Here is a 13,991-nt window from a genome sequence, read left to right on the forward strand (position 1 = left end):
CTATGAGAATGCGCTCCACCTTTACGGCAGCCACCGCCTTACTGGTTGTTGCCATCGGCGCCACCGCCTGCAGCTCCGGCGGGAGTAACAACTCCGCGGGGTCGGACAAGGCGGCGAACAGGTACGGCACGGTCCACGCCGGTGAGCTCACCGTCGTCACCAGCAGTGACCTGACCCCGTTCGCCTACATCAAGGACGGGCAGTGGCAAGGGTTCGACGTCGAGCTGGCCAAGAAGATGGGCGAGAAGCTCGGGCTGAAGGTCACCTTCTCCGACCACAGCTTCGACACGCTCCTGCCGCTGGTGGCGAACGGCCAGGCTGACATCACCCTCGGCTCCATCGCCGACACTGACAAGCGGCGCCAGACCGTCGACTTCACGCTCCCCAACTACACCGGCACGAACAACATCGTCGTGCTCAACAGCTCCTCCATCAACGGTCAGCCCGACATCGCCGGCAAGAAGCTGGGCGTCATCGCGGCGAGCCTCGGTGCCACGTACGCGCAGAAGTACTTCACCAGTTCGAACCTCGTCACGTTCCCCGACAACAACGCCATGCTGCTGGCGCTGCAGGGCAAGAACATCGACGCGATGCTGATCGACGGGCAGACCGCTGAGGTCTACGCCAAGCAGTACCCGGTGCGCACCGCCTTCACCACGGTGGACCCGGCTAACCGTGGGGCGGCCTGGGTCGTTTCCAAGAAGGAACCCAAGCTGCGCCAGGCGCTCAACGCTGAATTCCGTACCGCACTCAAGGACGGGACCATCAAGTCGCTCATGGAGAAGTGGGACCCGGCCGAGCCCTCCGGACCGGTCATCGACTTCCTGACCAAGTACTACGCCGACCACCCGAACGACACCTACCCGCAGTCCTGACCACCGCGTACGGAGAGGACGCGCCGAGCGTCGCACGCCAGCGCCACGGAGGTAACCATGCAGATCCTTCATACGTTTCTCGACTGGCACCAGATGAGGGCGGTCCTGCCCGAACTGATCGCGACTGGCCTGCTGAACACGCTGATCCTCGCCGCCGGGGCCACCGTCATCGGCCTCGTCGTCGGGATCGTGCTGGCGCTCGGCGCGCTCTCCCGGCACCGCGTTCTGCGGTACCCCAGCATGGTCTACCTCGACCTCTTCCGGGGTCTCCCGGTCGTGCTCACGATCTTCCTGCTCGGGCAGGGCCTACCGTTCGCCGGGTTCCACCCCCTCGGATACGGCTCGTACCCGTACGGGATCGCGGCCCTCGGGTTGATCTCCGCGGCCTACATCGCGGAGATCTTCCGGTCCGGCATTCAGGCTGTGCCACCGGGCCAGCTCGAGGCGGCGCGGGCCCTCGGCATGCCGCACCTGCGCGCCATGCGGATCGTCGTGGTGCCGCAAGGCATCCGGAACGTGCTGCCGGCGCTCACCAACCAGTTCATCGGCACGATCAAGGACTCGAGCCTCGTGTACCTGCTCGGCTTCACGATCAGTCAGCGGGAGCTGTACCGGATCGGACAGGACGCCGCGCAGCAGACGGGCAACCTGTCGCCGCTCGTTGCCGCCGGCGTCATGTACCTGGTCCTCACTGTTCCGTTGACGCATCTGGTCAACCACCTCGACCGACGGCTCAAATCCGGCCCCAAGTTGACCGCTGCCGCCGTCGAGCCGGAAGCGGCGCCAGTTCCCGCAGTGAGCGCATCATGACCGCACTGGAGGCAACCCCCATGACGAACCTCGACGAGACCGCGATCGCGGTCACCAGCAGCGTGGAGATCCGAGGGCTGCGCAAGTCGTTCGGCCATGTCGAGGTGCTTCGCGGTATCGACCTGACCGTGTCCAACGGTGAGGTGGTCTGCGTTATCGGTCCTTCGGGATCGGGCAAGACCACCCTCGTGCGCTGCATCAACCGCATGGAGGAGCCCACCGGCGGCTCGATCGTGATCGACGGCGTCGACATCACGGACCGCAAGGTGGACATCAACGCGGTGCGCAGCCGCGTCGGCATGGTGTTCCAGAGCTTCAACCTGTTTCCTCATATGAACGCCCTGGCCAACGTCTCCGTTGGGCTGCGCAAGGTGAAGAAGGTGCCCAAGGCGGAGGCCGAGCGAATCGCGCTCGACAGGCTCGCCGCGGTGGGGCTGCGGGACAAGGCTCGGGCCCGGCCGTCCCAGCTGTCCGGCGGTCAGCAGCAACGTGTCGCCATCGCTCGCGCGCTGGCGATGGACCCGACTCTGATGCTCTTCGACGAGGCGACGTCGGCGCTGGACCCCGAGTTGGTCAAGGGCGTGCTCAACGTCATGACCGACCTTGCGCGGGCGGGTATGACCATGGTGGTGGTGACACACGAGATGGGCTTCGCGCAGCGGGTCGCCGACCGGGTGGTGTTCATGGACAAGGGCGTCATCGTGGAGGCCGGACCGCCCGAGCAGATCTTCGAACACCCGCAGACACCCCGCCTCCAGAGCTTCCTCGCCCAGGTGCTCTAGCGGCCTCGCCGCCTGCCGCAGGCAGGCTGACAACGCCTGACCACGGGGCAGGTTGTGCTCAACCAGACGGGCCAGATGACCGCCGAGGCGGCCTTCGGAACGGGTGGTGCCGGCGCGGATTTCGAAACGGTACTGCGTACATCTGTGTCGATGCATTGACCGATGCGTCCCCGCTATGATCCGGCGATGCCCGGATCCTCCGTGCCGGCCACCATTTCAGTGCGCCGGGTGTTGCTGTGGTCGCACGCGCTCGTGGTGACGCTGCTTCTCGTTCTGTTGTACGTGATGACGGCCAGCGGACCCCAGGCGGATGCGAACATCGGTGCCGGCGCTGTATCGCTGGTGTTGCTCGGCCTGGGGCTGCCGTGGACGCCGCTGCTCTGGCTCGTCGATCCCCAGACGCTGGACAGCATGGCGCCGGTGATTCGTGCGCTCATGTACTTCGGCCCGGCCGTCGTCAATGTCGCCCTCCACGCGGCGATTCCATCGTTGATCAAGCGAATGCGCACGGTGTAGATCCTGCTCGCGTCACGCACACCATTCGCGGCAACGATCACGGTCGGGCGGCGTCCGGGCGGTCACCTCTTGATCTCAAGTGCGGTTGAGGTTTTACCGTCGGCGGGCTTATCCGTACCCAGCACCGGGGAGGAATTTATGTCCGCCGTGTACCGAGTTGACAAGTTCGCCGTTCCCGAACCGGCCCGCGAGGAGTTCTGGCGGCACGTACGGCGTATCCACGGGATCTTGCGCGCCCAACCGGGCTTCCTCGACGACACCCTGCTGGAGCAGCACTCCGGCCCGGGTCGCTTCAACGCCGTCACGATCGTGCGGTGGTCGTCGGTTGACGACCTACCTGGGGCGCGGACCGCCGTGGAGGCGTCGCATCGGGCCGCCGGGTTCGAGCCGGCCGCGTTCTTCGAGCGGGCCGGCATCGAGGCTGACGTGGCCAACTACGTCGACGTGACCCACTGAACCGGCCACCGGGCGGGAATCCGGGCGCGACCAGGCCCCCCGAATCCGGTCTGGTCGCGTTCGGCGAAATTGCTCCGATCGTCGGCATTGTCGGCCGATAGTGCTATCGAGAGCCGATACGAGACGGGCGATCCCGACCGTGGAAGGAGGATGGCATGACGACGGTGGACGTTTACGTCTCCCGCGCCGACGAGAGCCAGTTTTCCCTGCACAGTGGCTTGTTCGGTCCCGCTACCACGGTCTTTCACCGTCTCGTCGATCTCATCCACCGGGGTGAGGTCAAGGGGACGTACGACGTTGCCTGCGCGTCCGGTGAGGTTCCCGGCGCCATGCTGCGCCAGTTGCTCGAAGGCGTTGGAGCGGACGCCGGTTCCGGCGAACCCGTCGACGAGAAGACCCTGACCGCCATGATCCTCGACGACTACGTGTACAACGTCGAAGCGATCGAGTTCTGACCGGGGACGGGTCCGTAGGGTCGCTTCCCACCGCGCGCCATTCACGCGCTGAGCTGGCCGTACACAACATAGGTCGTGATCGGTGGGAAGTAATTGCCCGGCCATGAATTGGTTCAGTAGCCTGCCGGCTGACCGATTACTGCATCTGAGGAAAGGACGGATCGGGCACGCCAGGTATCAGTGGGCTGGAGGACAAGGTGCTGCAGACGGGTGAGGGCGCCGAGCCCAGCCGTGCTGAACTGCGCCTGGCGCTCGCCGAGATGACCGGCGACGCCCTTGTGCCCGCCGCGTTCGGCCTGGCCGCCCTGTACGCGGTGTACACCGTCGGCTGGCTGCTGCGCGGCGATCTGCCCACCGGCCCGCGGGTGATGGCGTCGGTCTGCTTCGTGATGGCCGTCGGCTTCCTGGCTGCCGCGCTGTGGCTACGCCGCCGCCCGATCCGGCCGGGGCTGGCCCATCCGGTCGCCGTGGTGTACGGGGTCGCGCTCATGGCCAACTGCCTGCTGGCCATGTACTACGACCGCAGCCTGTCGGACACCTTCAACGTCATCCTCGTCCTGATGGGCTTCGCGATCCTGGTGCGGTCGCTGCCGTACATGTTCAGCTTCGTGGCCGCCGGTGCCACGGGCTGGCTGATCATGGCCTACCACGTGTCCGGGGGCGTCGACTTCCAGGCCTGGCTCTTTCCCGTCGTGGGTGCCGCCGTCGTGAGCATCCTGGTCAACGCCGGGTACCGACGGACGGCGCTCCGCCTGGAACGCGCGCGTCACCGCCTGCGGCACGCCGCCGAACTGGATCCGCTGACCGGGCTGTACAACCGTCGCGGTTTCTGGCTGCAGGCCGGGCGGATCCTGGAGACCGCCGACCGCGACGGTGCGCCTTTCGCCGCGATGTTCGTCGACATCGATCGGATGAAGGAGATCAACGACCGGTTCGGTCATGCCGCGGGTGACGCGGCGATCACCGCCACCGCCGACCTGCTGCGGCAGGTTCTGTGCTCCGATGATCCGATCGCGCGGCTCGGCGGTGACGAGTTCTGCGCCCTCCTGACCGGCGAGATCGACCAGGAGCCTGTACGGGCGCGGATCGTGGAGTCGCTCGGCGAGCTCAACCGGTTACGGCCGCACCCGTTGTCACTCAGCGTGGGCTTCGCTCGCTACGACCCGGCCAGCCCGTGCTCGATCGACGAACTGCTACAGCGCGGCGACATCGCGATGTACGAGCACAAGCGGGCCCGTTCCCGGCAGCGCCACCCGTCCCGCCCGTGACGACGGCGCGCCCGCGCCGGCCGGCGACCCGCGTCGGCGGCCGCCCTCGCCGGCCGGCATAGATCTCCGTGGCCACGAAGCTCGTCAACATATTTGGCACCGCCAAAACTTGTCAGTGCCGCCGCGCACCCTGCCGCCCGCACGGTCCCGCGCTGACCTGCCTGAACGCTTCGGCCCTCGGCTACCGGACCGGAACCGCCTGATCGAACGACTCAACAGCGCTGCGGTGAACCGGTACTGTTCCCACGCGTGGTGGTATTACCGGCGGCGGCCGGCTGCTTACGCGAGGAGTGCCGATGATTGCCGCGGATGACCTCAGGGAGCCGAGGCGGTTGGGCTTGACGCGGTCCACCATCCCGGGCGAGGGGATCTGTCTGAGCGTCAGCGGCGAGGTGGACATCGGCACGGTCGGCCAACTGCGCGACGCCATCAGCGAGGTCCTCGACGAGAAGGGGATCAGCCGACTCCTGCTGGACTTCGGATTGCTGGAGTTCCTCGACTCCAGCGGCATCGCCGCCCTCGTCGCCGGCTTCAACACCGCCCAGGAGCGGGGTATCGGCTTCGGCGTGCGCAACTGTCACGGGACGGTCCGCAACGTCCTCCAGGTCACCGGCGTGTACGGGGTGCTGGCCGCCGACGGCATCGAATGAGAAGGCGGGGGAAATAAGGCGACCCCCGGGGTTCCACGCGAACTGCGTGGGCCGGCTGGACAAGGGCCGGACCCCGGGGGTCGGGTAGCTGCTTGTTATTCGCCGAGCCGCCGTGCGGTTCGACTACTGAGAGTCCAGAGGACGGCGACTAGCGGACAGCCACCTCACGAGTCCAAGACTTACACAACTTTGGACCACCTCCTTTCCCGTGTACCGCCAACCTTAGGAGCGGTCCGGTCCGCCCGCAACGGATTTCCGGTGAACTGGACGACACGTAGGCTGGGTCGGGACCGGAGAGGGACGCACGTGAAGCTCAAGCTCGACCTGCACGACATCTACAACCGCAGCGGTGACATCGAACGGGCGCTGCACGGCATCATCGCGGAGGCCGTGGAGAAGAAGGCCACGCTCGTGGAGATCATCCCGGGCAAGGGCTCCGGTCAGCTCAAGAAGCGGGTGCTGCGATTCCTCGATCAGAAGGAGATCAAGGCGCTGTACCACCGGGTGGAGAAGGACTCCAAGAACTTCGGCCGCCTGTTCGTGCACTTCAAGTACAAGTGACGCCTGAACCACGGTCGATCGCCCGCCGTACGGCGGCTCACCCGACGCCGAGCGGGACGGCCACTCGTAGCTGTCCCTGCGACGGGAAGCGGACCGGCTCCGAACCTGCCGGCGTCGACCGGTCGCCCGGCTCGTTCACGCTTGTCGCGTCAGCCATCGCCTCGCACACCAAGCGAGCAAGGCGTGCCAATGCCAGGCCGTTCAGCTCCTCGACTGCCTTCTCGTCAAGTCCGTCGACGAAGCCGCGAAGGTCATGGGCCTTGGTGAGGTCACCGCATACAGCCTCCCAGTCGTCCATGGCCCGAAGTACGTGGCGCAGTTCTGTTACGTCTGCCAGCAGTGTCCGCGTCTGAGTCATGTGCGCACCTCCGATCCCAATGGCGTCACTGCGGCGCTAACCGTCACCCATGGATTACCCGATCGGGTTACCCGATCAGTTGCTCCGGCTGAGGTTCGGGGGCCATCGCAGCGCCACCACCGCGCGCAGCGCCAGCCCACCGCCCTCGACGGCGGCCAGCTCGACCTCGTCGGCGAGTGACCGGATGATGTGCAGCCCTCGGCCGCGGTCGGCCAATGGCGGCGGGATCGAAGGAGACAGGAACGGTATCGGGTCTGCTGTACCGGTGTCGGCCACAGCGATCACACAGTGCGAATCCCGAAGCTCTGCGCTGACTTCGTAGACGTCAGTGTCCGATGCGTGTTGGACGACGTTGCCGCACGCTTCGGTCAGGATCAGGACGAGGTCGTCGCAGCAGTCGTCGGCCACGCCCAGCGTGCTCAGCATCTGGGCCAGCATGTGCCGCACGAGCGGCACCGTGGAGGCGTCCCGGGGCAGACGTAGCGCCAGTCGGCACACCATGCTCACGGGGTAACTCTTCCTCGCCGTGTGCTAGCGGGTGTTCGGCCGGCCGTCGGCGGCCGTGCTGTAGGCCTCGGCCAGGGTGGCGGGGCTGTCCGCCTCAGCGTGATAGCCGAGTGCCTCGGCGACGCCGGTGATGTGTAGCAGTCGCGCGACGAACGGGCTCGGGCTGACCACCCGCAGCGCGGCGCCGGCATCCGCCGCGGCGTGCTGGACATGGATCAGCGCGCTGAGCGCGGTGCTGTCCATGAAGGTGACCTGTCCGAGATCGACCACGACGCTCAACGGTTTCGTGGCGGCCACCTCCGCCGCCAACTGGTCACGCAGTGCCTCGGCCGAGGCCAGGTCCAGCTCGCCGCTCAGTTCGACCATGAGCGTGCTGTCGACCATCAGAACGGTCCGTACCTTGGCGGCGCTCACATCAGCCTCCTTGCCGCCGGGTCTGCCGTGATCGCACCCGTTTACCCGAACCGCAAACCAGCCAAACGATGCAATCTGTCCGGCAGGTGCACCTCGATGCGGGCAGTCGCGGCGTACCGACCCTGAACGGACGCGAGCCAGGGGACGGTCACCCCACCTCGCAACCCACCTGCACCCGCTTTGCACCTCCCGCGCTCCCCGGACGGCCGAACCTGTGGTCTTCCGGCGAGCGCCAATGGAGGACCGATGCGGCTGCGCACCAGTGCGATGGCTCGTTCGTTTCGCTGGGTGGCCGCCGTCGTCGCCACCACCACCGCCGCGACGCTGATCGTCCAACCGGCCTGGGCCGCGAGCACCTACAGCGCGCCGCTGCGGACCGCCGTGTCCCGCCTCGTCGTGGCGTCAGAGGTCCACACCGGCTACAACCGCGCCCTGTTCCCGCACTGGATCGACGCCGACCACAACCGGTGCAACACGCGCAACGAGGTGCTCATCGCGGAGGCGACGACCAAGCCGAAGGTCAGCTCGACCTGCGCGCTGTCCGGCGGCCGCTGGTACTCGTACTACGACAACCGGTACTGGACCCGGACCTCCGACCTCGACATCGACCATGTCGTGCCGCTGGCCGAAGCGTGGGAATCCGGTGCGCGCCAGTGGACCACCAGCCGGCGGCAGGCCTACGCCAACGACCTCGGTGACAGCCGCACGCTCGCGGCGGTCACCGACAATGTCAACCAGTCGAAAGGTGACCGTGACCCCGCGGCCTGGATGCCGCCGTACGCCGGTGCCCGCTGTCGCTACCTCGGCGACTGGGTCGCCGTGAAGATCCGTTGGCGGCTCACCGTCGACCGCGCGGAGAAGGCCGCTCTGACGTCGTGGGCGAACAAATGCGCCAACACGACGATCCGCGTCACCTACGCGTTCTGACCGGCCGGATGGGCGCCGCTACCCGCGTAGCCGGCGCACCTGAGCGCGGCTGAGTTCGGTCGTACGCCGCATATGGCGTACGAGCACCGCCAACTCGGCCTCGGTGTAGTCGGCGAAGATGCCTTCCCAGTCCTTGCCGAGGTCGTCCCATACCGCACCGATCCGCCGGACGGCTTCGGGTACCGGCTGGACGAGCACCCGGCGGCGGTCGCGGCCGTCCTGCTGTCGGGTCACGTACCCCGCCTTGACCAGCCGTTCGACGAGCCGGCTGGCCGAGCCGCTGGTCAGGCCGGTGAGCTCGGCGATCTGGCTGGTGGTCACCGGGCCGCTCTCGATGGTGAGGAGGTTGAGGCACTGCAGGTCCGTCGGGTGCAGGCCGAGCTTGTCGGCGACGGCCTGGTTGAACAGTACGTACGCGGCGAGGTAGCGCCGGGACTCGACCTCCAACTGAGCGAGCAGGTCGGCGTGGGCCATCGTGTCCTCCCGAAAATATCTGCGCGACGCAGATTATGCGGCTTACATTACCTGCATGACGCAGACATATTACCGACCCATCGCGGTGGCCGGCGCCACCGGTGCGCAGGGCGGTGCGACCGTCCGTGCGCTGCTGCGGCGCGGCCGTCCGGTCCGCGCGCTGACCCGTACGCCGGACTCCGCCGCCGCGGCGACGCTGCGGCGGCTCGGCGCAGAGGTCGTCCGCGCCGACTTCGCCGACCGGTCCTCGCTGGTCCCCGCCCTTGCCGGCGCCATGGCCCTGTTCGCGGTGACCACGCCGTTCGGCACCGATGTCGACCGGGAGGTCCGCGACGGCTTCGCGCTGCTGGAGGCGGCCGCGGCGACCGGCACAGTCGAGCACGTCGTCTACACCTCCGCCGCCCACGCCGACCGGGACACCGGCGTACCGCACTTCGACAGCAAGTACCGCATCGAGCGGCGGCTGGCGACGCTCGGCGTGCCCTGGACGGTCATCGCGCCGGCCGCCTTCATGGACCAGTACGCGCAGGAGTGGACCCTGCGGGGCCTGCGCGACGGCGTCTTCGGCCGGCCCATGCCGGCGGACAAGCCGCTCGCGCTGATCGCCGCCGCGGACATCGGCGAGTTCACGGCGCTCGCGCTGACGCGGCCGGACGAGTTCGTCGGCAGGCGGATCGACCTCGCCTCCGACGTACGGACCGGCCAGGAGATCGCCGCGATCCTCGGCGCCGCCTGCGGCCGCGAGATCGTGTACCGCGAGTTTCCCGTCGAGTACGCCGAGGCGTACTCGGCTGACCTGGCGGCGATGTTCCGGTACTTCGCCCGGGCGGGCCTGGATGTCGACGCCGCCCGGCTGCGCCGCGACTATCCGGAGGTCGGCTGGCACAGCCTGCCGGTCTGGGCCGCGGGTCGCTCCTGGGACCTGGGGTAACCGCGCACGGGGTGGGTAGCGGCGCAGAAGCCCGTGACCTAGCTCGCACGTAAATGAGTTGGCGTACGACGGCTTTCTTGCCGATGCTTGTATCAACCAACTAACGCGCGAGGGGGGTGGACCGTGTCCGACGAGGAGTACATCGCGATCGGCAAGCAGTTCGGCCTCTTCTTCCGCCGGGCTGAGCGGTTCTACCACGGCATCCGGTTCGATGTGCCGGGCCGCCCGCTCGAACGCGCGGCGTACGGCGTGCTCGCGCGCATCGCGGCCGGCGGCCCGGAACGGCTGTCCACCCTGGCCGCGGATCTGTGCGTCGACCTGTCGACCATCAGCCGCCAGGTGGCCGCCCTGGAGGCGGCCGGCTTCGTACGGCGTACCCCCGATCCGAAGGATCGCCGCGCGAGCCTCATCGAAGCGACGGAAGCCGGAACCGAGATCTTCGTCGCGCATCGCAACCAGTGGCTCGGAGCCCTGAAGGAGCTGCTGTCGGACTGGACTCCCGAGGAGCGGCGGGAGTTCGCGCGGCTGTTCGCCCGCCTCAACGAAGCCATGGACAAAAGTGCACCGGCCCACGCCGGAATGGAGAAGGAATGACCACAACCTTGGAACGTCCAAGACTTTCCCATCGGCAGATCCTGCTGCTGATGAGCGGTTTGATGGCAGGAATGCTGCTGGCCGCGCTCGACCAGACGATCGTCGGTACGGCCATGCCGACGATCGTCGGCAAGCTCGGCGGTATCGAGCACTACTCGTGGGTGATCACCGGGTACCTGCTGGCCTCGACGGCCTCCACCCCGCTGTACGGCAAGGTCAGCGACCTGTACGGGCGGCGGCCGGTCTTCCTGTTCTCGATCGTGACGTTCCTGGTCGGGTCGCTGCTGGCCGGCATGTCCTGGGGCATGGTCCCACTGATCGCCTTCCGGGCGATCCAGGGCCTGGGCGCCGGTGGCCTCATGACGCTGGCGTTCACGATCATCTCGGACGCGGTCCCGCCTCGGGACCGGGGCCGCTACCAGGGCCTGTTCGGCGCGGTGTTCGGCCTGTCGTCCGTGGCCGGCCCGCTGGCGGGTGGGTACTTCGCCGAGCACAACTGGCGGTGGATCTTCTACATCAACCTGCCGATCGGCATCGTGGCGCTGTTCCTGTCCAACCACGTGCTGGGCATGCTGCCGCGCCACCGGCGTGAACACAAGATCGACTGGCTGGGCGCGCTCTTCCTGGTCGTCGGCGTCAGCGCGATCCTGCTGGCCCTGTCGTGGGGCGGCAAGGAGTACCCCTGGGGCTCGGGCACCATCATCGGCCTGTTCGTGGTCGGCGCCGTGCTGAGCGTCGTGTTCGTGTTCATCGAGGCGCGCGCCACCGAGCCGATCATCCCGCTGCGGCTGTTCCGCCGCCCGACCTTCTCCGTCGCCAACGCCGCCGGCTTCATCCTCGGCTTCGGCATGTTCGGTTCGATCATCTACGTGCCGCTGTACCTGCAGATCGTCAAGGGCGCGTCACCCACCAGTTCGGGTCTGCTGATGCTGCCGATGATGGTCGGCATCATCTTCACCTCGATCGTTTCCGGCCAGATGATCAGCCGGCTGGGGCGGTACAAGTGGTTCCCGGTCGTCGGCACCCTGGTGATGGCGCTCGGCATGTTCCTGTTCTCCCGGATCGGCGTGGACACGGCGCTCTGGAAGTCGTTCATTCCGATGGTCGTCATCGGCATCGGCCTGGGCCTGGCGATGCAGCCGCTGGTCCTCGCCGTGCAGAACGCCCTGGACCTGCACGACATGGGCGCCGGCACGTCGACGTCCACGTTCTTCCGGTCGCTCGGTGGCTCGTTCGGCGTGGCGGCGCTCGGCGCGATCATGACCAACCGGCTGACGACCGAGGTGCAGCCCCGGGTGGCGGCCGCGTTCCACAAACTGCCGCCGCTGCTCCAGCAGAAGATGGCCCCGGCCATGAAGGGCGGCATCTCGATCAACGACCCGAAGTCGATCAAAGCGCTGCCCGAGTTGATCCGCCGTGCGATCGAGGACGGCTTCGTGGCCGCGCTGCACCCGCTGTTCCTGGTGTCGGCCGCGGTCTCGCTGGTCGCCGTGGTGCTGTGCCTGACGCTGCCCAACAGCGAGCTGCGGGGCGGTCCGGCCGCCGGTGGGAAGCCGGGCGCCGGCGACGACGCCGACGCCGCGGACATGGAGGCCAAGACCGCGACCATGATGTGACGATAGTTGTACATCGGTCGATGGGCCGCCCGCCGGGGATTGCACAGGTGGGCGGCCCATCGGCCGTTCGGTTACCGCTCGGTAGAATGTGGCCGGACACCACTTCCGTCACTGTGACGCGGCCCACTAGCGTCTGGGTATGAAGAGCACGATGATGACGACACCGCTGCTGGTGTCGCGGCTCCTGGAGCACGGCCGGTCGGTTCACGGCAACGCTGAAGTCATCACCTGGACCGACTCCGGTCCCCGCCGGACCACCTTCGCCGAGATCGGGCGCCAGGCGGCACGCCTGGCCCACGCGCTGCGCGACGACCTGGGTGTCACCGGCGACCAGCGGGTCGGCACCTTCATGTGGAACAACGCCGAGCACCTCGTCGCCTACTTCGCCGTGCCCAGCATGGGGGCGGTGCTGCACACGCTCAACATCAGGCTCTTCCCCGAGCAGGTCGTCTACATCGCCGGCCACGCCGAGGACAAGGTCGTGATCGTGGACGGCACGCTGATCCCGCTGCTGGCCCGGGTACTGCCGCAGCTGACGACCGTCGAGCACGTCGTCGTGGTCGGCGCCGGTGACACTGCGCCGTTGCAGTCGGCGTCCCAGGTGACCGTGCACCGGTGGGACGACCTGCTCGCGGGCAAGCCGGACCGGTACGACTGGCCGGTCCTCGACGAGGACGACGCGGCCGCGCTGTGCTACACCTCGGGCACCACCGGCAACCCCAAAGGCGTCGCGTACTCGCACCGCTCCATCTGGCTGCACTCGATGGAGGTGTGCATGGCCGAGACGTTCGGGCTCGGCCCGGCCGACCGGGAGTTGGTCATCGTGCCGATGTTCCACGCCATGGCGTGGGGCCTGCCGTATGCGTCCTTCATGGGCGGTGCGTCGCTGCTGATGCCGGACCGGTTCCTCCAGGCGGCGCCGCTCGCCGCGATGATCGAGCAGGTACGACCGACCCATGGCGGCGCCGTCCCGACCATCTGGAACGACCTGCTGGCCTACCTCGACGCCCACCAGACGGACGTCTCGTCGATACAGGAGGTCGTCGTCGGCGGCGCGGCCTGCCCACCCGCGCTCATGCACGCGTTCTCCGAGCGGTACGGCATCGAGATCATCCATGCCTGGGGTATGACCGAGATGTCCCCGCTCGGCTCGGTCGCCCGCCCACCGGCCGGGGCGAACTCGGACGAGAGCTGGTCCTACCGGTACACCCAGGGGCGCGTCCCGGCCGCGGTCGAGGCCCGCATCGTCGACCCGCTCGGCGAACCGTTGCCCAGTGACGGCAAGGCCGTGGGTGAGCTGGAGGTGCGCGGGCCGTGGATCACCGCGCGGTATCTGGGGGACAGCGAGCCGGATCCGGAGAAGTTCCGCGACGGCTGGCTGCGTACCGGTGACGTCGGCACCCTGTCGCCCGACGGCTACCTCACCCTCACCGACCGGGCCAAGGACGTCATCAAGTCCGGCGGCGAGTGGATCAGCTCGGTGGATCTGGAGAACGCCCTGATGGCGCACCCGGCGGTACTGGAGGCGTGCGTCGTGGGCGTACCCGACGAGAAGTGGAGCGAGCGGCCGCTGGCGACGGTGGTGCTCCGCGAGGGCGCCACGGCGACCGCCGATGAGCTGCGCGACTTCCTCGCCGACCGGGTCGCCCGCTGGCAGCTGCCGGAACGGTGGGCGTTCATCGAGGCGGTGCCGAAGACCAGCGTGGGCAAGTTCGACAAGAAGGTCGTCCGGGCGCGGTACGCCGACGGAGCGCTGGAGGTGCGCACGCTGAGCGAGTGATCTCCCCTCGTGATCCT

Annotated in this window: 18 protein-coding genes; 14 read left to right on the forward strand and 4 right to left on the reverse strand. The window is 67.9% G+C overall.

Annotated features, from left to right (window positions below; translation table 11 throughout):
• The first annotated feature begins 2 nt into the window (after positions 1-2).
• The 9 genes from HC031_RS05820 (at position 3) to HC031_RS05860 (ending at position 6,373) form a co-directional block, all read left to right on the forward strand.
• Positions 3-875, forward strand: coding sequence for a substrate-binding periplasmic protein (locus HC031_RS05820; RefSeq protein WP_167924143.1), 873 nt, complete (start codon positions 3-5; stop codon positions 873-875).
• Between the two features lie 57 nt (positions 876-932).
• Positions 933-1,685, forward strand: a complete 753-nt coding sequence (locus tag HC031_RS05825) for an amino acid ABC transporter permease (protein WP_167924144.1) — start codon at positions 933-935, stop codon at positions 1,683-1,685.
• Complete coding sequence (locus tag HC031_RS05830) at positions 1,682-2,467, forward strand: amino acid ABC transporter ATP-binding protein (RefSeq protein ID WP_476704267.1); 786 nt, start codon at positions 1,682-1,684, stop codon at positions 2,465-2,467. Before HC031_RS05825 ends, HC031_RS05830 begins: the two co-directional genes overlap by 4 nt.
• Positions 2,468-2,653: 186 nt before the next feature.
• Positions 2,654-2,983 (forward strand): hypothetical protein, encoded by a 330-nt coding sequence (locus HC031_RS05835; protein ID WP_167924145.1) that lies wholly within the window; start codon positions 2,654-2,656, stop codon positions 2,981-2,983.
• A gap of 138 nt (positions 2,984-3,121) precedes the next feature.
• Positions 3,122-3,439 (forward strand): antibiotic biosynthesis monooxygenase family protein, encoded by a 318-nt coding sequence (locus HC031_RS05840; RefSeq protein ID WP_167924146.1) that lies wholly within the window; start codon positions 3,122-3,124, stop codon positions 3,437-3,439.
• A 155-nt stretch (positions 3,440-3,594) separates the two neighbouring features.
• Positions 3,595-3,894 carry a hypothetical protein gene (locus tag HC031_RS05845; protein ID WP_167924147.1) on the forward strand — a complete coding sequence of 100 codons (300 nt, stop codon included), beginning with the start codon at positions 3,595-3,597 and terminating at the stop codon, positions 3,892-3,894.
• A gap of 197 nt (positions 3,895-4,091) precedes the next feature.
• A complete protein-coding gene (locus HC031_RS05850) occupies positions 4,092-5,162 on the forward strand; it encodes a diguanylate cyclase domain-containing protein (RefSeq protein WP_167924148.1) in 1,071 nt (356 codons plus the stop codon).
• Positions 5,163-5,458: 296 nt separating this feature from the next.
• Positions 5,459-5,812, forward strand: a complete 354-nt coding sequence (locus HC031_RS05855) for an STAS domain-containing protein (RefSeq protein ID WP_167924149.1) — start codon at positions 5,459-5,461, stop codon at positions 5,810-5,812.
• Positions 5,813-6,118: 306 nt separating this feature from the next.
• The gene (locus HC031_RS05860) at positions 6,119-6,373 is read left to right on the forward strand and encodes a Smr/MutS family protein (protein ID WP_167924150.1); all 255 of its coding nucleotides are present in this window, start codon (positions 6,119-6,121) and stop codon (positions 6,371-6,373) included.
• A gap of 37 nt (positions 6,374-6,410) precedes the next feature.
• Here HC031_RS05860 and HC031_RS05865 read toward each other — a convergent pair whose 3' ends face one another.
• From HC031_RS05865 to HC031_RS05875, 3 genes are all read right to left on the reverse strand, one after another.
• Positions 6,411-6,671, reverse strand: coding sequence for a hypothetical protein (locus HC031_RS05865; RefSeq protein ID WP_167924151.1), 261 nt, complete (start codon positions 6,669-6,671; stop codon positions 6,411-6,413).
• Positions 6,672-6,806: 135 nt separating this feature from the next.
• Positions 6,807-7,232 carry an ATP-binding protein gene (locus HC031_RS05870; RefSeq protein WP_240942181.1) on the reverse strand — a complete coding sequence of 142 codons (426 nt, stop codon included), beginning with the start codon at positions 7,230-7,232 and terminating at the stop codon, positions 6,807-6,809.
• Between the two features lie 30 nt (positions 7,233-7,262).
• The gene (locus tag HC031_RS05875) at positions 7,263-7,652 is read right to left on the reverse strand and encodes an anti-sigma factor antagonist (RefSeq protein ID WP_167924153.1); all 390 of its coding nucleotides are present in this window, start codon (positions 7,650-7,652) and stop codon (positions 7,263-7,265) included.
• Between the two features lie 246 nt (positions 7,653-7,898).
• Between HC031_RS05875 and HC031_RS05880 the strand changes: the two genes are divergently transcribed.
• The gene (locus HC031_RS05880; RefSeq protein WP_240942167.1) at positions 7,899-8,579 is read left to right on the forward strand and encodes an HNH endonuclease family protein; all 681 of its coding nucleotides are present in this window, start codon (positions 7,899-7,901) and stop codon (positions 8,577-8,579) included.
• A gap of 18 nt (positions 8,580-8,597) precedes the next feature.
• Here the strand turns inward: HC031_RS05880 and HC031_RS05885 are convergent, their stop codons facing one another.
• Entirely contained in the window at positions 8,598-9,053 is a 456-nt protein-coding gene (locus HC031_RS05885) for a MarR family winged helix-turn-helix transcriptional regulator (protein ID WP_167924154.1), read from the reverse strand.
• Between the two features lie 55 nt (positions 9,054-9,108).
• Between HC031_RS05885 and HC031_RS05890 the strand changes: the two genes are divergently transcribed.
• From HC031_RS05890 to HC031_RS05905, 4 genes are all read left to right on the forward strand, one after another.
• Positions 9,109-9,984, forward strand: a complete 876-nt coding sequence (locus HC031_RS05890) for an NmrA/HSCARG family protein (RefSeq protein ID WP_167924155.1) — start codon at positions 9,109-9,111, stop codon at positions 9,982-9,984.
• 123 nt (positions 9,985-10,107) lie between these two features.
• Positions 10,108-10,578, forward strand: coding sequence for a MarR family transcriptional regulator (locus HC031_RS05895; protein ID WP_167924156.1), 471 nt, complete (start codon positions 10,108-10,110; stop codon positions 10,576-10,578).
• The gene (locus HC031_RS05900) at positions 10,575-12,194 is read left to right on the forward strand and encodes an MDR family MFS transporter (RefSeq protein WP_167924157.1); all 1,620 of its coding nucleotides are present in this window, start codon (positions 10,575-10,577) and stop codon (positions 12,192-12,194) included. Before HC031_RS05895 ends, HC031_RS05900 begins: the two co-directional genes overlap by 4 nt.
• Before the next feature lie 139 nt (positions 12,195-12,333).
• Entirely contained in the window at positions 12,334-13,974 is a 1,641-nt protein-coding gene (locus HC031_RS05905; protein ID WP_167924158.1) for a fatty acid--CoA ligase, read from the forward strand.
• Positions 13,975-13,991: the final 17 nt, after the last annotated feature.

Origin of the sequence: Planosporangium thailandense (assembly GCF_011947195.1) — a bacterium.
Lineage (GTDB): Bacteria > Actinomycetota > Actinomycetes > Mycobacteriales > Micromonosporaceae > Planosporangium > Planosporangium thailandense.